This is a genomic window from Tateyamaria omphalii, from assembly GCF_001969365.1.
GTDB classification, from domain to species: domain Bacteria; phylum Pseudomonadota; class Alphaproteobacteria; order Rhodobacterales; family Rhodobacteraceae; genus Tateyamaria; species Tateyamaria omphalii_A.
The window spans coordinates 3,668,840-3,690,000 of the sequence record NZ_CP019312.1 but is presented as its reverse complement, the minus strand read 5'-3'; the positions used below and the strand labels follow the sequence as shown (position 1 = coordinate 3,690,000).

The 21,161-nt window shown below is 60.9% G+C and carries 20 protein-coding genes and 1 tRNA gene (1 of these 21 cut by a window edge); 13 read left to right on the top strand and 8 right to left on the bottom strand.

Annotation, left to right across the window (positions count from 1 at the left end):
* Positions 1-435, bottom strand: the start of a protein-coding gene (gene msrP / locus BWR18_RS18485; protein WP_076629877.1) for a protein-methionine-sulfoxide reductase catalytic subunit MsrP. It extends 474 nt beyond the left edge of the window; the window shows 435 of its 909 coding nt (coding positions 1-435); its start codon is at positions 433-435; its stop codon lies off the left edge, out of view.
* 72 nt (positions 436-507) lie between these two features.
* Positions 508-2,001, bottom strand: a complete 1,494-nt coding sequence (locus tag BWR18_RS18480) for an FMN-binding glutamate synthase family protein (RefSeq protein WP_076629876.1) — start codon at positions 1,999-2,001, stop codon at positions 508-510.
* 246 nt (positions 2,002-2,247) lie between these two features.
* Here BWR18_RS18480 and BWR18_RS18475 point away from each other — a divergent pair, with 246 nt between their 5' ends.
* From BWR18_RS18475 to BWR18_RS18465, 3 genes are all read left to right on the top strand, one after another.
* A complete protein-coding gene (locus BWR18_RS18475; RefSeq protein ID WP_076629875.1) occupies positions 2,248-2,736 on the top strand; it encodes a fasciclin domain-containing protein in 489 nt (162 codons plus the stop codon).
* A gap of 102 nt (positions 2,737-2,838) precedes the next feature.
* Positions 2,839-3,681, top strand: a complete 843-nt coding sequence (locus BWR18_RS18470) for a ParB/RepB/Spo0J family partition protein (protein ID WP_076629874.1) — start codon at positions 2,839-2,841, stop codon at positions 3,679-3,681.
* A 172-nt stretch (positions 3,682-3,853) separates the two neighbouring features.
* Positions 3,854-5,803 carry an NACHT domain-containing protein gene (locus BWR18_RS18465; protein WP_172839403.1) on the top strand — a complete coding sequence of 650 codons (1,950 nt, stop codon included), beginning with the start codon at positions 3,854-3,856 and terminating at the stop codon, positions 5,801-5,803.
* 192 nt (positions 5,804-5,995) lie between these two features.
* Here the strand turns inward: BWR18_RS18465 and clpB are convergent, their stop codons facing one another.
* Positions 5,996-8,611 carry an ATP-dependent chaperone ClpB gene (clpB, locus tag BWR18_RS18460; RefSeq protein WP_076629872.1) on the bottom strand — a complete coding sequence of 872 codons (2,616 nt, stop codon included), beginning with the start codon at positions 8,609-8,611 and terminating at the stop codon, positions 5,996-5,998.
* A 444-nt stretch (positions 8,612-9,055) separates the two neighbouring features.
* Here clpB and BWR18_RS21970 point away from each other — a divergent pair, with 444 nt between their 5' ends.
* Together BWR18_RS21970 and pyrF are read left to right on the top strand one after the other, a co-directional pair.
* On the top strand, positions 9,056-9,367 hold the full coding sequence (locus BWR18_RS21970) for a hypothetical protein (RefSeq protein WP_076629871.1): 312 nt from the start codon (positions 9,056-9,058) through the stop codon (positions 9,365-9,367).
* Between the two features lie 195 nt (positions 9,368-9,562).
* Entirely contained in the window at positions 9,563-10,279 is a 717-nt protein-coding gene (gene pyrF / locus BWR18_RS18450; RefSeq protein ID WP_076629870.1) for an orotidine-5'-phosphate decarboxylase, read from the top strand.
* Between the two features lie 219 nt (positions 10,280-10,498).
* On the opposite strand, the gene BWR18_RS18445 is transcribed toward pyrF, so the two are convergent.
* Positions 10,499-10,933: an NUDIX domain-containing protein gene (locus BWR18_RS18445; RefSeq protein WP_076629869.1), complete on the bottom strand. Its 435-nt coding sequence runs from the start codon at positions 10,931-10,933 to the stop codon at positions 10,499-10,501.
* 54 nt (positions 10,934-10,987) lie between these two features.
* Here BWR18_RS18445 and BWR18_RS18440 point away from each other — a divergent pair, with 54 nt between their 5' ends.
* Complete coding sequence (locus tag BWR18_RS18440; protein WP_076629868.1) at positions 10,988-12,241, top strand: DNA polymerase IV; 1,254 nt, start codon at positions 10,988-10,990, stop codon at positions 12,239-12,241.
* 3 nt (positions 12,242-12,244) lie between these two features.
* Here BWR18_RS18440 and BWR18_RS18435 read toward each other — a convergent pair whose 3' ends face one another.
* Complete coding sequence (locus BWR18_RS18435; RefSeq protein WP_076629867.1) at positions 12,245-13,105, bottom strand: N-formylglutamate amidohydrolase; 861 nt, start codon at positions 13,103-13,105, stop codon at positions 12,245-12,247.
* Between the two features lie 149 nt (positions 13,106-13,254).
* On the opposite strand from BWR18_RS18435, the gene BWR18_RS18430 reads away from it, so the two are divergent.
* Positions 13,255-13,329: transfer RNA gene (locus tag BWR18_RS18430), tRNA-Val, on the top strand.
* 109 nt (positions 13,330-13,438) lie between these two features.
* Positions 13,439-13,564, top strand: a complete 126-nt coding sequence (gene ykgO, locus BWR18_RS18425; protein WP_005850168.1) for a type B 50S ribosomal protein L36 — start codon at positions 13,439-13,441, stop codon at positions 13,562-13,564.
* 298 nt (positions 13,565-13,862) lie between these two features.
* Here ykgO and BWR18_RS18420 read toward each other — a convergent pair whose 3' ends face one another.
* Positions 13,863-14,189, bottom strand: a complete 327-nt coding sequence (locus tag BWR18_RS18420; RefSeq protein WP_076629866.1) for a hypothetical protein — start codon at positions 14,187-14,189, stop codon at positions 13,863-13,865.
* Positions 14,190-14,318: 129 nt separating this feature from the next.
* A complete protein-coding gene (locus BWR18_RS18415) occupies positions 14,319-15,374 on the bottom strand; it encodes a sodium-dependent bicarbonate transport family permease (protein ID WP_076629865.1) in 1,056 nt (351 codons plus the stop codon).
* 96 nt (positions 15,375-15,470) lie between these two features.
* On the opposite strand from BWR18_RS18415, the gene BWR18_RS18410 reads away from it, so the two are divergent.
* The 5 genes from BWR18_RS18410 to BWR18_RS18390 all read left to right on the top strand — a co-directional run bounded on the left by BWR18_RS18410 (position 15,471) and on the right by BWR18_RS18390 (position 19,472).
* The gene (locus BWR18_RS18410) at positions 15,471-16,334 is read left to right on the top strand and encodes a LysR family transcriptional regulator (protein WP_076629864.1); all 864 of its coding nucleotides are present in this window, start codon (positions 15,471-15,473) and stop codon (positions 16,332-16,334) included.
* 89 nt (positions 16,335-16,423) lie between these two features.
* Positions 16,424-17,299, top strand: coding sequence for a glutathione-dependent disulfide-bond oxidoreductase (gene yghU / locus BWR18_RS18405; protein WP_076629863.1), 876 nt, complete (start codon positions 16,424-16,426; stop codon positions 17,297-17,299).
* 220 nt (positions 17,300-17,519) lie between these two features.
* Positions 17,520-17,999 carry a hypothetical protein gene (locus BWR18_RS18400; protein ID WP_076629862.1) on the top strand — a complete coding sequence of 160 codons (480 nt, stop codon included), beginning with the start codon at positions 17,520-17,522 and terminating at the stop codon, positions 17,997-17,999.
* Positions 18,000-18,125: 126 nt separating this feature from the next.
* The gene (locus BWR18_RS18395; protein WP_368073626.1) at positions 18,126-18,578 is read left to right on the top strand and encodes a DUF2267 domain-containing protein; all 453 of its coding nucleotides are present in this window, start codon (positions 18,126-18,128) and stop codon (positions 18,576-18,578) included.
* 120 nt (positions 18,579-18,698) lie between these two features.
* Positions 18,699-19,472: a YHYH protein gene (locus BWR18_RS18390; protein ID WP_254684897.1), complete on the top strand. Its 774-nt coding sequence runs from the start codon at positions 18,699-18,701 to the stop codon at positions 19,470-19,472.
* Positions 19,473-19,526: 54 nt separating this feature from the next.
* Here the strand turns inward: BWR18_RS18390 and BWR18_RS18385 are convergent, their stop codons facing one another.
* Complete coding sequence (locus BWR18_RS18385; protein WP_254684990.1) at positions 19,527-21,128, bottom strand: ABC transporter permease; 1,602 nt, start codon at positions 21,126-21,128, stop codon at positions 19,527-19,529.
* Positions 21,129-21,161: the final 33 nt, after the last annotated feature.

Sequence of the window (21,161 nt, the reverse complement as noted above, 5' to 3'; positions counted from 1 at the left end):
CTGCACGCCGGCCAAGGTCAGCAGGTCCGCCAGTTCAAATCCGTTCCACGGGATCACCATCGACCACGCCTCGACACAGCGGAAACGATAGATGCGTTCCTCGAACGTCATGGCGTCCATGATCTGTTCCATGGAATAGTCGCCGGGGTTGTCGACCAACCCGTCGATGACAACGGTCCACGGCTCTGTCGTCAGGGTATGCGCATTGCGTGCCGGATCACCCTTGCCCGTCCCGAACTCATAGAAATTGTTATATTGTGTGATGTCTTCCCAGGCGCTCGGCACCAGCTCCTCGGCCTCTTGCGCCCGCGCCATGCCCGCCGCGCCCATCAGGCCCAGGCCCATCGCCCCTGCCATGATCTGCCGACGGTTCATATACGCCGCCAGCGGCGTCGCGTCTGCGCGCGTCAGGGTGTTCTTCCAACGATGGGCCATTCATGTGTCTCCTGCGGTTCCAAGCACCTTGTCACATAGATGGTTCCGAATGGGTTCCAAATTGAACCCCGCTCACGGCCTTGTCACCGGGCTGTAACTCGGGGTGATTTCATTCAGCGGCCGCGACCGACCATCATCCTGCACGATGCGCACATGACGGCGGCGCATCATCCGCGGCTCGGCCACGCCGACCGAATGGGCAATGGTCTCGACCTCGTGGATGATCTCGCTGGCATAGCGGGTGACACGCTTTTCCTTGTCCGCCACGACAAGGCCCTTCTGGAACCGCTTGTCATGTGTGGTGATGCCCGTTGGGCACGTGTTCTTGTTGCACTTGAGCGCCTGAATACAGCCCAGGCTGAACATGAAGCCGCGCGCGGTGGTGACAAAATCCGCCCCCGCCGCCAGCGCCCAGGCCACATCGCCGGGGTTCACCAGCTTGCCGGAGGCGACAACGCGAATACGATCCTTCAACCCCGCCTGATCCCGCAGGTCCACGACCGACACCAGCGCCTCGCGGATGGACATGCCCACCAGGTCGATCAGCGGCATGGGCGCGGCACCCGTGCCGCCCTCGCCCCCGTCGACAGTAATAAAGTCCGGCGCGCATTCCGCACCGCGCGCGTTGATCGTGGCAAACAGGTCCGCAATCGGGGCCTCCGCGCCCACCACGGTCTTGATGCCCACCGGTTTGCCGGTCACGCCACGAATGTGGCAGATCAGATCCAGCAGGTCGCCCCAATCATCCACCTCCGCATGGCGGTTGGGCGATATGCCGTCCTGACCGACCCGCAGCCCACGGATCTTGGCAATCTCCTCCGTCACCTTCTCGCCGGGCAGGATGCCGCCCTTGCCCGGCTTCGCCCCCTGCGCCAGCTTGATCTCGAACATCCGCACCTGCTTGTGCGTCGCCACCTCGCGCAGCTTGTCGTCGCTCAGGTTGCCCTCCTCGTCGCGCACCCCGAACTTGGCCGTCCCGATCTGAAAGACAATGTCGCAGCCGCCCTCCAGATGATAGGGGCTCAGGCCCCCTTCACCGGTGTTCATCCAAACACCCGCCTCCTTCGCGCCCCGGCTCAACGCCCGGACCGCAGGCTTCGAAATCGCCCCATAACTCATCCCCGAGATGTTAAAGAACGACCGCGCCGTAAACGGCACCCGCGCGCCCTCGCCAATCACCATCGGCGCGGTGCGGGCAAACTGATCGGCCAGTGGGGGAAAGGCCGCATTCACAAAAATCGGCGTCCCCACGACACTCAGGTTCCGCGTGGACCCGAACGCCACCGTGTTGCTGACCCCCTCGCCCGACCGCTTGATCCACTCCCGCTGTGCGCGGTTGAACGGCAGCTCCTCCCGGTCCATGGCAAAGAAGTACTGACGAAAGAACTCGCCCAGCTGCGAAAACAAATGCCGAAACCGCCCGATGACGGGATAGTTCCGGCGAATGGCATCATGGGTCTGCACCCGGTCGATGACAAACATCACCAGCGCCACGGCCACGCCAAGGCCAATGACAAAGAAAAACCCAAGGACCATCACCTCAAGCACGGACATCGCAAAACTCAACCGGCCACCCTCCCATGCACGTCGCGGCCACTCTGCAAAGGCGCGCAGGCGGACGCAAGGACAGGCAGCTTTTTGCCAAACTTAACAAAACCGTGAGTGGAAATCGCAAACCGCCCCAGCTTAGGCAACCCGCGCCCCATTTCAAGACACCGTGGGAAAAATTTCCACGTGATCCAAGCAGCCCCCACGCGCGTTAGCTTCACGATGCCGCCTGACGGTTATCGCAACCTTAATGGAGACACACCTATGTTCCGTAAGACACTTCTGGCCACAGTCGCCACCGCAGCCTTCGCCACCGCAGCCATCGCAGGTTCGATGAAAAAAGACATCGTCGACACCGCCGTTGACGCAGGCACGTTCGAAACGCTGGTCGCCGCCGTGCAGGCCGCCGACCTCGTCGACACGCTGAAAGGCGACGGCCCGTTCACCGTCTTCGCACCCACGGATGAGGCCTTCGCCGCCCTGCCCGAAGGCACGGTCGAAACCCTGCTGCTGCCCGAGAACAAGGACCAGCTCGTGGCGATCCTGACCTACCACGTTGTGCCGGGCAAAGTGATGTCGACCGACCTGTCCGACGACATGGAAGCAACCACCGTCCAGGGTGAGGCCGTCACCATCGACCTCGACAACGGCGTCATGGTCGAACAGGCAACCGTCGTCTCCGCCGACATCGAAACCTCGAACGGCGTGATCCACGTGATCGACCAGGTGATCCTGCCCGAAGGCAACAGCTAAACCGACCACAGCAAGGGGCCCCACCGTTCGGGGCCCCTTCGCTTTGCGCAACACCGCGCCCCCCGGCCCCATACTGCACGCCAACCCGCAGATGAGGCCCCCATGACCGACCCCCTCCAGACCATCCCACTCAGCGAAATCTACGCAAACGCCCTGCCCCGCGACCGCGACACGCAGGACGCCGAAGCGCAGGCGGAGCTGGAACACTCCATCCTCCTCAACGGCCTGCGCCAACCGATCGAGGTCTGGCAACTCAGCCAACCACAGGACGGGCACCGCTACGGGCTGATCTCCGGCTTCCGCCGCCTGGCCGCAGCCCGCGCGCTGAAACACGAGACGATCCCCGCCTTCCTCCGCAGCCCCCGCGACATCCCCGACGCGATGGCCGCGATGGTCACCGAAAACGAAATCCGGTCCCAGATCAGCCCGTGGGAGAAAGGACGGCTGATCCTCGATTGCATCCGCTCCGACCTGTTCGAGGGCGAAGAGGCCGCCATCGCCACCCTGTTCGGCCCGCTCTCGCGTCAGAAAAAGGCGCGGCTGCGCAGCATCGTCCTGGTGGTACAGGTCTTCGACGGCGCCCTCGCCACCCCCGAAAGGCTCTCCACCGCGCGCATCGAACGGCTGGCCTCGGCCTTGCGCGCCGGGTGGGAAGACCTCCTCTCCGACACCCTCCGCACCTCGGGCAGCGACACGCTGGCGGGCCAATGGGCAGCACTCGAACCGGTCATCACCGAAGCGCTCAACCCCCAACACGGCGACACCGCCCCCGGCACGCCCACGGCCCCCCGCCGGTCGATCAAGTTCGCCCGCGGCCTGCAAATCCGCCGCGAAGTCACCCGCTCCGGCTGGATCCTGCGGTTTTCGGGACCAGAGGCCAGGGTTCCGGGCCTCATGGACGACGTGATGGAAACCATAGAGCGGCTCTTCGGGACAGAGGGCTAGCCCCGCCGCGAGGGTTCACTTCTAAATTCAAACACAGCTTCGGCAGCTATTGCAAAGAAGCTGTGTAGGCATTCATCCGTAAAAGTCACTGCGAACCAGACCCATCAAACCAGCAATACAGACCTCGAACCGATCCACGTAACTCGGAGGCGCTCGGCAAAAAAGAGTGATTGTGCGTTTACCGGTCAATGTTGATGGGATACTTTCGCTGCAAAGTGCCGACAAAAAAAGCTTAGCGAGGGTCATGATGGTTGCCGATAGTATATTGGGACAAATTGCAATACAGGGTTTCTCGGGTCTTTTAACAAACCTTACGACCGACTATGTAAAGCGGCCGCATCGTCAGATTCAGAGCACCGGCGAAACACTGAAGAGAGACTTCTCTGATCATCTAGAGGCAACATTCAATAAGTGTACGAAAGTAAAAACAATTTTGAACTCTGACGTATCATCCGAAACGTTATCGATATACGTAGACCAATCTTTCAACATGAATGGTCGGAGTTATGATCAGTATAGTTTAATTGAAAAGATACGATCTGGTGTATCAACCGTGATTTTGGGTGCCGGCGGTGGCGGAAAATCTATGTTCATGAGGTATTTGTGGCTATCATATTTTGAAAAGCCAGATGGATTGATTCCATTTTTTCTTGAGTTGAGACACCTCAACAACTTTACACATAATAATATTGAGGATTTCATATATCACTCAATCACAAAGTCAGGATCACAAATAAGACAAGATGAATTCAACAGGGCTCTTAGAAATGGTGAGTTTATTCTGTTTCTTGACGGCTTTGATGAGATCAACTTCGACCGACGACAGAGATTTCAAGATCTTATACTTCAGTTAAAAAACAGCAATCCAAAGCTTTGTATTGTGTTGACAAGTCGGCCCGACGAGCGGTTTATGGGTTGGGACGATTTTTCTGTCGCCAAAGTTGAAGCGCTGGATGAAGAGCGATCAAAGCTGTTGATCGAAAGAGCAGACTACGATGCTGATCTGAAATCAAAATTCCTTCAAAGATTTGAGTCTCTTTTTTCGGCGCACCAGGACTTCCTGTCAAACCCGTTACTCGCATACATGATGCTTGTTAGCTTTTCTTACAATCCTGACATCCCGAAGAGAATGTTTCAGTTTTATGAGCAAGCATTCGAGGCGCTCTATCACCGGCACGACCTCACGAAGGGATATAAGCGCATATTTCATTGCGACCTTGACAAGTTCGACTTTCTGCGTCTCACCGCGTACTTCTGTCTAAAAACTTACTACGATGAGCAAATTGAATTCACGCGCAGTGAGTTACTGGATGCCATCAATCAAGCGCAGACCATTGAAGCACACCAAGTAAGCAGCGAACATTTTCTTGATGACCTTACGATAAGTGTATGTTTACTCAAACTAGAGGGTCTTACATATACATTTACTCACCGTTCATTTCAGGAGTATTTTGCGGCATACTGTATTGCACGAGTAGCGAGCAGAAACATAGAAGAAATTTTTTCCAAGTTCGCGGCACGCGTCAGCGATAGTGTTTTGCCTATGGTCGCCGATATAAACCCAGATTTATTTCGCGAAAAGTATGTAATTCCCAATACACAGAAATTTAAATCCTTAATTGACAGAAAGACTGATGCCAAAATCTATGAAAGCTTTTCCGCGAGAACTGGCTCTGTATTCACTATACACTTGGATAAGGTATTCAGCGAAGTTGTAAGCAAGCGCAAACAGAAACGCGCGCAAATAACGCTGCGGCATAGCGGGGAGATGGCTGATTTCTACTACGCTATAAGGTCTGTTGCATCCAATCAAGGTTGGGCGAGGCACGATTCCTCTACAAAAGATGACATGAAGTTTGAGCGCCTCGCGCTCAAAAAGTTCGAGAAATTGTTTGATAGAATATTTGTTTTGGTTGAAGCGAATCGAATTCGGATTTCTTCAAGCGAATCCCTCGCGGACAATCAAATACCGCCGGACGACGAAGCCGGTTTGGTTGATGCCTTTAAGCAATCGCGCATGCATGCTTTTATTGTGGAAGAGGCAAAAATTTTTATAGCATTTGTCAAACAAGAGCGGAAAGCATACAAGTCTGTCAGCGGCGCGTTTTCCGATCTATTCTGACGGAGAATATCAATGTGTCGGTCTATTGACTTGGGGCAACTGCAAGTGCGCATGCTCCCGACAGTTTTGATAGGGAAGCAAAACCCTAACAAATCCTAAATCCCCATCTGTAACCCATTGAAGTCTAAGGGGGCGTGGGGTGTCCCAGCGTGGGACACCCAGGTCCACGGCCCCATCCGGGGCCCATCAAAATCAGTGCACGACCGCATCCTCGGGCCGGGGCCGATTGGTCCCCGAAACCCGGTCCCCGATCAAAAGCCCCTCGGATCCGACCGTCACTTCGACCGTCTCCCCATCCTTGATATCCCCGGCCAGCAGCATCTCTGCCAGCGGATTCTGAAGCGCCGATTGGATCACCCGTTTCAAGGGCCGCGCCCCGAAAACCGGGTCATATCCCTCATCCGCCAGCCAGGTCTTGGCCGCCTCATCCAGCGACAGCTCGATTTTCCGGGCCGCCAACCGCTTGAGAAGCCGGGCCATCTGGATGGTCACGATCCCGTCCATATCCTCGCGCGCCAGCCGGTCAAAGATGATCGTCTCATCCAGCCGGTTCAGGAATTCCGGCCGGAAATGCGCCCGCACCGCATCCATCACATCCCGCCGCGCCTGGAACGCATCCGCCCCATCCGGCAGCTGGCTGAGCGCCTGAGCGCCAAGGTTCGAGGTGAGAATGATCAGCGTCTGCTTGAAATCCACGGTCCGCCCCTGCCCATCCGTCAGCACGCCATCATCCAGAACCTGAAGGAGCACATTGAAGACATCCGGGTGCGCCTTCTCGACCTCATCAAAAAGAACGACCTGATAGGGGCGCCGCCGCACAGCCTCGGTCAGCACGCCGCCCTCATCATATCCCACATAGCCCGGAGGCGCCCCGATCAGCCGCGCAACCGCGTGCTTTTCCATGAATTCCGACATGTCGATCCGAACCATCGCGCTATCGTCATCAAACAGGAACTCGGCAACCGCCTTGGTCAGCTCGGTCTTGCCCACGCCTGTCGGCCCGAGAAACAGGAACGACCCAAGCGGACGGTTCTCATCATTCAGCCCAGCGCGCGCGCGCCGTACTGCGTTGGCAACGGCCCGCACGGCGCTGTCCTGACCGATGACACGATTGTGCAGCTGGTCTTCCATGCGGAGCAGCTTTTCACGTTCGCCTTCCAGCATCTTCGAGGTCGGAATACCGGTCCAACGCTCTACCACGCTCGCGATCTGCTCGGGGCGCACGGCCTCGGCCACCATCGCGTCCGTCTCGCCGCCTTCGGCATCGGACAGCTTGCGCTCGAGATCGGGGATCACGCCGTAGGACAGCTCTCCCGCTTTCGCGAGGTTGCCCTCACGCTTGGCGATATCCAACGCGGCGCGGGCGTGGTCCAACTGCTCCTTGATGTCACGAGCCGAGGCGAGCTTGTCCCTTTCACCCTGCCACTGCGCCGTCATCTCGGCACTGCGCTCCTGCAGGTCGGCAAGGTCCTTTTCAAGGGTCTCAAGCCGATCCTTCGACGCCTGATCGTCCTCAAGCCGCAGCGCCTCTACCTCGATCTGCATTTGCAGGATCTGGCGGTCCAAGGCATCCAATTCCTCGGGCTTGGAATCCACCTCCATCCGCAAACGGCTGGCGGCCTCATCCACCAAATCAATCGCCTTGTCGGGCAAGAAGCGGTCCGTGATGTAGCGATGCGACAGCGTTGCAGCGGTCACGAGCGCAGAATCCGAAACGCGCACACCGTGGTGCAGTTCATACTTCTCCTTGATCCCGCGCAGGATGCTGATCGTATCCTCCACCGTCGGCTCGGCAATCATCACCGGCTGGAAACGACGGGCCAGAGCGGCGTCCTTCTCGACATACTTGCGGTACTCATCGAGGGTCGTGGCCCCAACACAGTGCAACTCACCGCGCGCAAGCGCCGGTTTGATCAGGTTGGCAGCATCCATCGCACCATCCGTCTTGCCCGCACCCACAAGCGTGTGCATTTCGTCGATGAACAGCACGATCTCTCCGGCCGCCTCAGTCACCTCGGTCAGTACGGCCTTGAGCCGTTCCTCGAACTCACCGCGGTACTTTGCACCCGCGATCAGTGCGCCCATGTCCAAGGCCAACAGCCGCTTGTTGCGCAAGCTCTCGGGCACGTCACCGTTGACGATGCGCAGAGCAAGCCCCTCGGCAATCGCGGTCTTACCGACACCAGGTTCACCAATCAGAACCGGATTGTTCTTGGTCCGGCGGCTCAGCACCTGCATGGCGCGGCGGATTTCCTCGTCACGCCCGATGATGGGGTCGATCTTGCCCGCCTCGGCACGCTCTGTCAGGTCCATCGCGTATTTCTTCAGCGCGTCATAGCCTTCCTCGGCGCTGGCACTGTCGGCGGTGCGGCCCTTGCGAATATCATTGATGGCAGAATTCAGCGCCTGCGGGTTCACCTTGCCCGCCTCAAGCGCATCCTTGGCGCCCGATTTGACCATGCCAAGCGCCATCAGCACACGCTCCACCGGCACGAAACTGTCGCCCGCCTTCTTGGCCAGCGCCTCGGCCTCGGCCAGCACCTTGGCCGTCGCGTTGTCCAGATAGACCTGGGCCGCATCGCCCGTCACCTGGGGCATCTTGGCCAACGTCTGGTCCACATGGGTCAGCACCCGGCCCGGATCACCGCCAGCACGCGTGATCAGGTTGGCGGCGAGGCCCTGCTCATCATCCATCAACGCTTTCAACACATGTTCGGGGGCCAGCCGCTGGTGGCTTTCGCGGGCTGCAATCGTCTGGGCCGCTTGGACAAAGCCGCGCGACCGCTCCGTGAACTTCGACAAGTCCATGGGTCATTTCTCCTTTTTTAGCGCCCGGTTCGAGCCGCGCCCTCTCAGAGGCACACGGGCCTTCGGGCCTACGCATCAGAAATGGGGAAGGCGCATGCGTTGCACAAGTGTCACAGGTCGAATTCTGCGCCAAATTTTCACGCCACATGTCACGGCGCCAAAACGCCCCCAAACTCACGGTTTTCCTTCACAACCATACGGGCTGCTCACAAATTTCAGCAAAATCTTGCTGATTCAACGGCTTACGCCCAAGCCTATTTTCCATACGCGACCGTTGCCAAAAAGTTAACGATTTCAGAATCTTGCGAAAAATCCAGACAGGCGCACCAGTCACACACGCACGGTTCCGTGAATCGACGTGACAGATTTTCCCCCTGAAATCCGGGAACCGGCCACCCATCTTGCAAGTTGTACGAGCAGAACCACAACATGTAGGTGACCAAAATGCAGACTGTTCCGTTGCAACTGAGCGATGTGATCTACAACGCCGCCACGCAGTCTTTCGAAGCCCTCGTGACCGTTCACGACGACAGAGATTCGCGCAGCTATGCCTGCGCCATCAACGCACCCATCACCATGGCGTTCGAGGATGCGGCCGAAGGGCTCGCCACGCAGGCGATGCGGCGGCATACCCACGGCCGATCCCGCAATGCGCACCTGCCTGCAGCAATGACACCGCGCCGTCCCAACCGCCTGGCCGGACTGCGGCGCATGACCATCGACAAATTCGCAACGCTGCGCCCGCGCGCGGCCTAAGTTCCCTCGGTTCGTTGCCGGATCCGCATTGCGCTTCTTCTGTCCCCCGCGCCATGCACCGCAACGATACCACAACAGAGACAGGTGCCTGCCTGCTAAGTCTCTGACACTTGCCCGGATGCAGATCGCATCCGGGCTTTTTTTCACGCCGCACCTACCCTACACCGACCGCAGGCCAAGCGTGGGGGAATGAAGATGGCAGATGACAGGTTGATCGTGGCAATGGACGTACCCAATGCGGTGGCCGGGCTGGACCTGGCCGACCGGCTGGGCGACAGCGTCAGTTTCTACAAGATCGGGCTGGGCATGTTGACCGGCGGCGGCCTTGCCCTGGCCAATGAGCTGAAGCAGGAACACGGCAAACGCATCTTCCTCGACATGAAACTTTTCGACATCGGCGCAACGGTTGAATCGGCGGTGCGCGGTCTTGCGCAATTCGACCTCGACTTTCTAACCGTGCACGGCGACCCCCATGTCGTCCGCGCCGCCAAGGAGGGGGCGGCAGGCAGCGACATGAAAATCCTGGCAGTCACGATCCTGACCTCGCTTGACCGGCAGGACCTGGACGACAGCCTGATCAAGCCTGGCGACATTGGCGATCTGGTCAGCGAACGGGCCGCGCGCGCGTTTGAGGCCGGGGCCGATGGCGTCATCGCCTCTCCGCACGAGGCGGCCACGATCCGGGCGCTGCCCGAGGCGAAGGACCGGCTGATCGTGACCCCCGGCGTGCGCCCCGCAGGTGCCGATCTGGGCGATCAGAAGCGAGTCGCAACCCCCGCAAATGCCATCGCCAGCGGAGTAGACCACATCGTTGTGGGGCGTCCCATCTGGACATCTCCACACCCAAAAGTTGCGGCAGAGGCGATTTTGGCAGAAATGCACAGTCCGCAGGCACATTCTCCAAACCACTGACAACGCGCGTCTTTTCACACCCGTATGCCTGAATTGACGCTGTTTGGGATCAAGGGTTTGTGCCATTTCGGCAACGGACCACCGTATATTGGACAGGTCAGGAAATCCCTACTCGTAAACTCCCGTAAAAGTGGTAGTTTACGTTAGGTGATACTCCCCGACGGACCAGCTCTTCCTGTGGTTCGTCACCTCCCCCCGCTTCGCGCGGGGGGCTTTATGTCAGGGCCTCTCAAACTCCGCAGACGTCACACCGGCCAGGTAATCGCGCAGGCGCGGCTTGAACAGCGGGACAACCATGTCGTGGTCCAGAAAGGTCTGCACATCCATCAGGCCCCACGCCTGTCCTTCGTCCCCAAGGGTGATGTCCTGCGCGGTTTCTTCGGGCATGTGGGCGGCAAAGAACCAGGTGATGTTTCCGCTGGTCGCGCCGTAATCGCGACCCCAGCGCACCAGCGCGGGATCAACCGACAGGTTCAGTTCTTCGCGGGTCTCGCGCAGGGCGCATTGCAGCGGGGTCTCGCCCTCTTCCCATTGGCCGCCGGGCAGGTCCCAGTAGTTAGGCCACGAGATACTTGGAATGTCATCCCGCAACAGCGTGGCCAGCTTGTCCCCGACGAACAAGGCCAGTTTCGCCCCAGTGATCCGACTGGCCATGTTCAACCCCGCGCCGATTTGCTACGCTGGCATCACTAGCCACAAAGCCGCCCCATGCCCAGCCTATGCCGTGATTGCCTGACAAGTTTTGCAGCGGGTTCCCGCTGTCCGTCCTGTGGTGCGCCGCGGGTGGTCAGCCACCCCGAGCTCCACGATCTGTCCATCGCGCACATGGACTGCGACGCATTCTATGCGTCAGTAGAGAAACGCGACGATCCCAGCCTTGAGGGCAAGCCGGTCATCATCGGCGGCGGGCGGCGCGGCGTGGTCTCGACAGCCTGCTACGTCGCGCGTATCCGCGGTGTGCGGTCTGCCATGCCGATGTTCCAGGCCCTGAAACTGTGCCCCGACGCGGTCGTGATCAAACCGCGGATGGAGGCGTATGTCGAAGCCTCGCGCGCCATCCGCGACATGATGGAAGAGATGACGCCCGCCATCGAACCTCTGTCCCTGGACGAGGCGTTTCTGGATCTCACCGGCACGGCCCGCCTGCACGGCGCGCCGCCCGCCGTGATGCTGGCACGGCTGGTCAAACGGATGCGGGACGAGCTGGGCCTGACCGGCTCCATTGGTCTGTCGCACAACAAGTTCCTGGCCAAGGTCGCCTCCGACCTGGAAAAGCCGCACGGGTTTTCCATCATCGGCGCGGCAGAGACGACTGATTTTCTGCGCGACAAGCCCGTGCGGCTGATCTGGGGTATCGGCCCTGCCGCCCAGGCCTCGCTGGAAAAGGCCGGTATCCGCAGCTTTGCCGACCTCCTGCGGTGGGAGCAGACGGACCTCGTGGCCCGCTTTGGGTCCATGGGCGACCGGCTGTGGAACCTCGCGCGGGGCAAGGACGCACGGCGCGTCACCCGCAACGCGCCAATGAAGTCGATCAGCAACGAAACTACCTTTGGCGAGGATACGAACGACCCAGACATCCTCGACGGGCACCTCTGGCGCATGGCGGACAAGGTGGCGAGCCGGGCCAAGGCCAAGGGGATCGCAGGCCGGGTCGTGACGCTGAAACTGAAACGGCACGACCACTCCTCGCTCACCCGCCGCGTGTCGCTGCGTGATCCTGCGCAACTGGCCGACACGATCTACCGCACCGCGCGTGGGCTGTTCGATCAGGTGGGGAACGAAGGACCGTACCGGCTGCTCGGGTGCGGCATCTCGGACCTTGTGGATGCGGGCAGCGTGCAGGCCTCGGGCGATCTGCTGGATCCGGGGGCGCGCAAACGGGGCGAAGCGGAACGCGCCGCCGACGCCATCCGCGACCGGTTTGGCCAAGATGCAATTGTCAAAGGGCGCGCCCTGCGCTGAAGATCACTCCGCCGCGAGCGGCATCCGGCTTTGCCCGATGGTCGACACCTCGGACACAACCGCACGCAACCGGTCCCGCACGGCGTCAAATTCCGAATGGCGGGTAATCGTCCGCTCGTTCATATAAAGCGACCGGTCAATTTCCACCTGCACCGCGTGTTGGTGGCGGGACGGACGGCCATAGGCCTGCGTCACATAGGCCCCGGCAAAGGGCGCATTGCGCGCCACGGTAAAGCCCGCCGCGGCAAAGGCCGCCTCGACCATATCCACGATCTCGCCCCCCGCAGCGGCACCAAAGCGGTCGCCCAGCACCACGTCGGGGCGCTTGCGCGCGCCCTGCGCGATCCCGTCCATCGCCTCATGCGGCATCGAATGGCAATCAATCAGAACAGTCAGCCCATGATGCTGATGCGCCCCATCCAGCAGCTTTTGCAGGGCGGCATGATAGGGCCGCCAATAGAGATCAATCCGCCGCTCGGCCTCGCGCATGGGCAGCTTGCCGCGGTAGATCACACGGCCATTGGCCACAACGCGCGGGATCACACCCAAACCGCTGGCGATGCGCGGATTGTGCCCCTGCCGCCGCACGCCTTCGATCAAGGCCGGGTCCAACTCGTCCGCACTGCGGTTCAAATCGACAAAGGCGCGCGGCGCACCCGCCTTCAACAAGGGGGCACCGTATTGCGGCGCCATGTCAAAGAGCTTATCGACAAAGGCATCCTCGGACGACCGGACAGTCTGTTCATCCAGAACGGTCCGGCGTAGAAAACTCCACGGGTAGTCGCGGCCCGAATGGGGCGACGCGAACACGACGCACGATGTGCGACGCTCCGGGTGCAGAACTTCGTATGCGACCTTGGGCATGGCCCCTCCTCTGGCGTCCAACATAGCCCGAGAAATGGGAAAGCCAAAAGCCCTTGATCCTCTCTTCGACTCCTTTTATACGCCCCTCACCCGGCGCGGATTCCCGCGCCCACTTTCTTTGTGGGCAGGCAATTCGGGACGGTCAGAGTGGGCGATTAGCTCAGCGGTAGAGCACTTCGTTGACATCGAAGGGGTCACAAGTTCGATCCTTGTATCGCCCACCATTCATTCCGCCAAACGGGGCAACCCGCTTGGGCACATACACCGGCACCCCAAGTGCCAAAACGCAACCCCGGCGCTGCTTCGCGCCATGAAACATGAGGAAGAAGCGCCATGAAGGTTCGAAACTCGCTCCGCTCGCTCAAGAACCGGCACCGCGACTGCCGCGTCGTGCGCCGCAAGGGCCGTGTGTACGTCATCAACAAGACGCAGCGCCGGTTCAAAGCCCGCCAGGGCTGAGGCTCACAGCGATAAAGCTTTGAAAGCCGCTCCAACCGGGGCGGCTTTTTACGTTGAGGCGGTAGTCGTGCTACGTCAGCCTCCGCTGCTTGAACAGTTGTGCAAAACCTGAGGCGTGCATTGCCAGACCGCGGGGTGGCGATCCAAGGCAAGTTCGATTCACTTTATGGCAGCCAAACACATCTTCGATACGAGCGATGCACCCAGACCAACCAAATCGCCAGCCCGGCGGGGCGGTCTGGCGATGCACGGCGCCTTCGGCTTGACTCCGTGCCGGTGAGTAGAAATCCCGTCTGGATCAGGCAAAAAATCGCGAGGCATCAAATGGCATCACCTGAACTGCAGTCAGCCGCGCCTCTTTCCCATTGAGTATCGCCGCTTTTCCGTCCCACACTGGTTGCACTATCACGATATCCCCGTCGGCCCTGACTACCTTGAAAACCAACCCCACCTTGTGCGGGCTCATCCTTAGTTCCGAAGGATCAAACTGCGCAAAGAAACTATCCCGCGCGCGCTTCTCATGTTTCTGCAGCCACCAAAACAAAACGACGATCAGAACAAGCAGAACACCAAAGAAAAGCAGATAGCCCTCAAGTGTTAAGGGAACGGGGGGGTCTTCAGACATGGGGTGCACCGCGTTTCCGACATTCAGTCCTGGAACTTACGTGGATTTATGGCCGCCACAACTGGCACACCGCAAGAAAAGCATCCGGGTTAGACACATCAATGGCCTGACCGGAATGGTTCGGCTCCATCAAAACCCCACAAACCAATCGGCCAGCGCCATGAACAGCGGGATGCTCAGGATTGCCACCGGCGTGCCCAGCCCCGTGGACGTGCCCACATAGGCGGACGGGTTCGCCTCCGGCAGCGCGGCGCGCATCGTGGGCGGACCAGAGATGTCAGAGCTCGACGCCGCCATGATCGACAACAGCACCACACCGCCTGCCGAAAAGCCTGTCAGATGATGCGCGATCAGACCTGCACCAAATCCCAGCGCCCCATGCACCAGCGGCGCAGTGATTCCGTAGAACAGATAGGCGTGCGCCACGCCCTTCAACTCCGACAGCCGCGACCACGCCTCAATCCCCATGATCAGCATCAGCACCGACAAGAGGCCCCGGAACAGCGGCTCGTAAAAGCTGGCATAGACCGATTCAGGCCGTGCAAAGAGGCCAAGCGCGATACCCAGAAGCAGGGCGGAAATCGCAGGCGACCGCGCAGTGTCGACAAGAATACCCCTGATCAGACCCTTTTCGACCGCCGGACCGCCTGTGCCGCCGCCCATGGTGATGGTTCCACCCTGCACATTGGCCGTCGCCGCCTTGCGCGCGGTCGCCAGCCGCGCCAGCACAATGGCCGTCACCAGCGCCGCCACATCCATGAACGGGTACAGCGCGCCGATGAACCCTTCATAAGCGATGCCTTCGTCATCCAGAACCGCCATGCCCGCCGCGAGGGTCGAGGCGGACACCGCGCCAAACAAGCCGACCGTGGCCGTCGCATCCAGCTGCGACACGCCCCGCCATTTGGACAGTGTGAAGCGGCCCAGGACGACGATGGAAATGCCAAGCGCCGCCGCGAGAAGGGCCGGCACCGCCAGTTCCACAAAGTTTGCTTCGCGCACCGAAATCCCCGCGCCGATGCCAACTTTGAGCAACAGCAGCGCAACGATAAACTTGTAGATCGCGTCGGGGATCTCGAACTTGCTGCCCAGCGCGGCCAACACCATCCCGCCAATCAGAAAGGCGAGCGTCGGCTTCTGCAATTGCGCCAGAATGGTCGTAACGATCTCGGTAACAATATCCATGACTCGCCTCTCCTTTGGTCTGACGGAGGATGTAGCGGCGTGTCTTATAGATAAAAAATATAACTATTGCGCAATTTCGTTCTATATTCTGAATGTATGGACACCCTGAACTACCACCACCTCCGCTATTTCCGCGCCGTTGCACATGAGGGCAACCTGACCCGCGCCGCGGAAAAGCTGAACCTGTCGCAATCTGCTTTATCCACGCAGATCAAGGCGTTGGAGGCGAGACTGGGCCATGCCCTCTTTGACCGCGTGGGCCGCCAGTTGAAGCTGACGGAGGTCGGACGCATCGCCCTCGACCACGCGGACCGCATCTTTGGCACCGGGCAGGAGTTGATGGAGACCCTGAACCGCAGTGCGGCCCACGCCCCACCCCTGCGCGTCGGCGCGCTGTCGACCCTGTCGCGCAACTTCCAGATGCAGTTCCTGCGCCCGGTGCTCGATCACCCGGAGGTCGATATTGTGCTGAAATCCGGACAAAACACGCCCCTGCTCCGGTCACTTTCCGAGCTGGCGCTTGATGTCGTGCTGACCACAGACGCGCCGACCAGTGCGGCCGGATCAGACTTCATTGCCCACCGCCTTGCCGGCCACGCCGTCAGCCTGCATGGTACCGCAGACCGAATGCGACACAAGACATTGATTTCACTTCTGAATTCCGAGCCTGTGATCGTGCCCACCGAAAGCGCTATCCGCACGGGCTTCAACCGCCTGACCGCGCGGCTGGGCTTGCAGCCCCGCATCATTGCGGACGTGGATGACATGGCGATGGTTCGCCTGCTCGCGCGCGAAGGGGCGGGCCTTGCCCTTGCACCTGACATCGTGCTGGCAGACGAAATCGCCTCCGGCCAGCTTGTCACCGCGCCCTTCGATACAGGCATCACCGACACGTTCTATGCCGTCACCACCCAGCGCAGCTTTCCCCATCCGATGCTGGATGCGCTGCTGCCTGACTGACCCTTGTGCGCCACGGCACAGCCTGCCCCCTTGCGCGTGTCCCCGCGGGGAATACCTTGCCGTCACACTTGAACCGAAAGGCCACCGACATGAGCGATCCCACCTACACGCCCCCCGCAAAATGGACCTGGGACGCAGAGTCCGGCGGCAAGTTCGCCTCGATCAACCGCCCGATCGCCGGGCCGACCCAGGACAAGGACCTGCCGGTCGGCAAGCATCCGTTTCAGCTTTACTCGCTGGCCACGCCCAACGGGGTGAAGGTCACGATGCTGTTCGAAGAGCTGCTGGAAGCGAGCGTTTCAGACGCCGAGTACGACGCCTGGCTGATCGACATCGGAGAGGGTGACCAGTTCGGGTCGGGTTTTGTCGGCGCCAACCCCAACTCCAAGATCCCCGCGCTCATCGACCGGTCAGGCGACGCGGAATTGCGCGTCTTTGAAAGCGGTTCGATCCTGATCCACCTCGCTGAAAAATTCGGCATGTTCCTTCCCGCCTCCGGTCCTGCGCGCACGGAAACCCTCAACTGGCTGATGTGGCAAATGGGCTCTGCTCCGTTCCTGGGCGGCGGGTTCGGGCACTTCTATGCTTACGCGCCGGAGAAGTACGAATACCCGATCAACCGTTACGCGATGGAGAGCAAGCGGCAGCTTGATGTGCTGGACCGCGAACTTGCGGAGAAGCCGTTTATTGCGGGCGACGATTATACCATAGCCGACATGGCGATCTGGCCTTGGTACGGGCAGCTGTGCCTAGGGCGGCTCTATGGCGCGGCGGAGTTTCTGGATGTGGAGAGTTATTCCAATGTGCTGGCCTGGGCCAAGAAGATCGACGCGCGGCCCGCGACGTTGCGGGGGCGCATGGTGAACCGGGCCTTCGGAGAGCCGGAGATGCAGCTGCACAACCGCCATGACGCGTCGGATTTTGACACGCAGACGCAGGACAAGATCGCGCCAAAGGACGACTGAGGCCGGTTTGTCCCCGCGGGGACAAGGGGTTCGGGCGCGATACCGGATCTTTACCTGTGTCTGAAACTCGCCCAAAAAGAACGCGCTGCCGTACCGCACGGTCCGGTAGCGCGTATTAACCGGTTCCAAGGCACCCTCGTGCCCGACGGGGCGCGGTCGGTTGTCTGGCGCATTTCGCAGGCTAGCTCGTATGCCATCTACCTGATCGGAGATCCACTTCATGCGCCCCATCCTCGTTGCCCTTGCCGTCCTTGCCCCGTCTTTCGCCCTTGCCGATCTGACGGTCAGTTTCCGCGACGGCGCGCCGAAGGACCGATTCACCCTCAGCTATGATGGCGCCTGTGCGCTGGACCGGCTGGACGTGCAGATCGACCTGGGCGCAGCCCCAGCCGGGCTGATCTTTGACACGACATCGGCGGGTGCCGGCGTTCAGGTGTTTCAGCCACTTGAATGGGTGTCGGGGACGGCCAGCACGTCTGACGTCACGGATGGCGACACGCTGTTGTCCGTGTCTCTGGACGACGTGACGCCGGGGGCAAGCTGGGCCTTTACCGTCGATATCGACGACACGACCAGCACCCGCCAGATCACGGTGGACGGATCGGAAATGGCGGGCGCGATGCTGCGGGCCGATGGACAATCCGCAGCCTTTGATGCGTCGGGCGTTGCGACAGTGCGACTGGCAAATTGCCTGTCGTAAAGAGGGGTTCCCTCTGCAACTGACAATGTAACGGACCATCTGCACCCAGGGATATCGACAGCCCATCCCTGATGGCGCTAGGCTTGTCCGTACTGATCCTGTTTGGAGTGGTCACCGCCCATGCCGATGCCGTGGACATACAGGCACGCGTCCAAGGAATGGCACGCCTTTCTTGATGATGTGAAAGAGCGGATGTCGCTCACCTCTGACAACATGGCCTATACCGCTGTGGACGCCGTGCTGCAGGTGTTTCGACGACGCTTGACCGCGCAGCAGGGGCTGGAATTTGCAGCCGTGCTGCCCAGTGTGCTGCGGGCCATCTTTGTTCAGGGCTGGGATGTAAGCGTCCCTCCGGTTCCATTTTCCGCGCGTTCCGACCTGATCGCCGAAGCGCAAGCGATCCGGGTGAACCACAACCTGACGCCGGACAACGCGATCGAGGCCACGGCCTGGGCCATCCGGCGCTGCACCAATGCGAGGGATTTTGCGCGCGTGCTGGATCGCATGCCCGAAGGCGCGGCCGCGTTCTGGCACGTCGAGACAGATGATCCTGCGGAACTGGAGCAGCGGATTATCTAAGATAGCCGCATCGGCCAACACCCGCTCACCGACAATGGCCGCCCCTCCACTCTCAACCGACAACCGACAGAAACACCCGTTGCCCCCGTTGAACTCTTAGCCAAACACATGGAGGGCACCATGAAGACACTCTGCATCACGCTTGTTCTGACGGCTTTGACCGGCGGTGCGGTTCAAGCACACGTCACCATCACCGTGGATGGGGATCAGCGCTGCATCACGTCCGACGGCGTGCCGGACCACGACACCGGCACATGGCGGCCCGGAGCCACGGTAGAGCCGCAGGACCACAATTTTTGCATGGATGCGACGCCGGAGCTGACCGACACGATCACCGATAGGGTTCGTATTTCGGGCATCACCGTGACCGGCATCCCCCTGCGTCCGGGCACCGCGGAATATTATGACCCGACAGATGAGCGCGGCTGGTCACGCGATCCGTCGTCCGGCTGGAATGTCGAAGGTATGGGCGGACTGATCATGGATGCGCAGAACGCGCATGTGGACGGGGACGGGATGTATCACTACCACGGCATCCCTTCGGCCGTGACAGGCGCGCTTGACGGTACGCTGTTTGGCTATGCGGCGGACGGGTTCGAAATTCACTATGTCGGCGCAGACGTGCAATCGTCTTGGCAGCTGAAACCTGGCGCGCGCGAATCCGGTCCCGGTGGCGCCCATGACGGCACCTATGTGCAGGATTACGAGTTTGTTGCAGGGTCCGGCACGCTGGATGAATGCAACGGGGCGATGGTTGACGGGCAGTATGTCTATTTCGCAACCGATACCTACCCGTTCTTCCCGCGCTGTTTCAAAGGCACGGTGTCGGAGGACTTTATCGGTGGGCGTGGCGGTCGGCCCCGGCGGGATGGCGACGACCTGCCTGCCGAGTGAACGGCGCGCTGGATTGTTGCGGGGCACGGAGTGCTGGCGGACGCGGTCGCGGCCTTAGCGGCGCCCCACTTGGCGGCAGATCAGGATCACCGGCAGCAGGCCCACGGCCACGATCACGAGGCTGGGGACCGCCGCGCCGTTCAGCCGTTCATCCGACGCCAGCCGGTACGCTTGGACCGCCAGCGTGTCATAGTTGAAGGGCCGCATGATCAGCGTGGCGGGCAGTTCCTTCATCACGTCCACGAACACGATCAGCAGCGCCGTGAGCAGACTGGGCGTCAGGATCGGCAGGTGCACGCGGCGCAGGGTGGCGAACGGCCCCTTGCCCAGCGACCGGCTGGCCGCGTCCATGTTGGCGTGAACCAGCGCCTGCCCGCCTTCGTAGGCGCCAAGGGCGGCGGCGAGGAACCGCACCATGTAGGCAAAGACCAGAAGCCAGATTGAGCCGGTGATCAGCAGCCCCGTCGAGATGTCGAACGTGGCCCGCATCCACGCATCAAGGGCGTTGTCGAAGGCAGCGAACGGCACCAGCAGTCCCACGGCGATCACCCCGCCCGGCACCGCGTATCCCAGCCGCGCGATGTAGGCCGCGATGGTCGAGGGCCGTCCCGGACGGCTGCGCAGGTAGTAGCCCACGGTGATCGCCGCCACGAGCGTGAGCCCCGCGGCGGTCGTCGCCAGCACCAGTGAATTGCGGATGAAGCCCAGGTAACGGCTGCTGAGCAGGTCCTGTTCCGACCCGATCCCCATGTTCAACAGCGCGATGATAGGGAAGAGCGCGCCGAAGAGCACGGGCACGCTGCACAAGGCGATTGCGCCTGTGGCTGGCCAGCCTGTGAGCGTCAGTGGCGGGTGGTGGCGTTGGCCACGGCTGGGATCGTGGTACTTGGCCTGCCCCCGTTGGGTCCGTTCCAGCACCGCCAGCAGCAGCGCGAAGCTGAGGAGGCAAAGTGCCAGTTGCGCGGCGCCCGCCCGGTCCCCCATCGAGAACCAGCTGGTGTAGATGCCCGTGGCAAAGGTCTGCACGCCGAAATAGGCGACCGTGCCGAAATCGGCGATGGTTTCCATCACCGCCAGCAGAACGCCCGCCGCGATGGCGGGGCGTGCGAGCGGCAGGCTGACCCGGAAGAATGCGGCCAGAGGCCGTGACCCCAGCGCCCGTGCGGCCATGAAGGTGGACCCGCTTTGCTGGATGAAGGCCGCGCGGCTGAGCAGGTAGACGTAGGGATAGAGCACCAGCACCAGCATCGCCGCCGCCCCGCCAAGGCTGCGGATTTCCGGGAACCAGTAGTCGCGTGGCCCCCAGCCCATGACGCTGCGCAGGGTGGTTTGCACGATGCCGGGGTGGTCGAGAATGTGAGTGTAGGCATAGGCCAGCACGTAGGCCGGGAAGGCGAGCGGCAGCACGAGCGCGATCTCGAACAGGCGCACGCCGGGGAAGCGTGTCATGGTCACAAGCCATGCCGCCCCGGTGCCGATGGCGAAAGTGCCGATGGACACAAGCGCCACCAGTAGGAGCGTGTTGCCGGTATAGCGTCCCAGAACCGTGCCGATCAGGTGCTGCACCGTCTCCGTCCCGCCCGTCGCAGCGGCCACCGCAACGGCCGCCATTGGCAGCAGGCAAATGAGTGCGACCAGCCAGCCGAGGATGGGCAAAGTGCGCGGCGCCGCACTGCGCGGAGTGTCGGA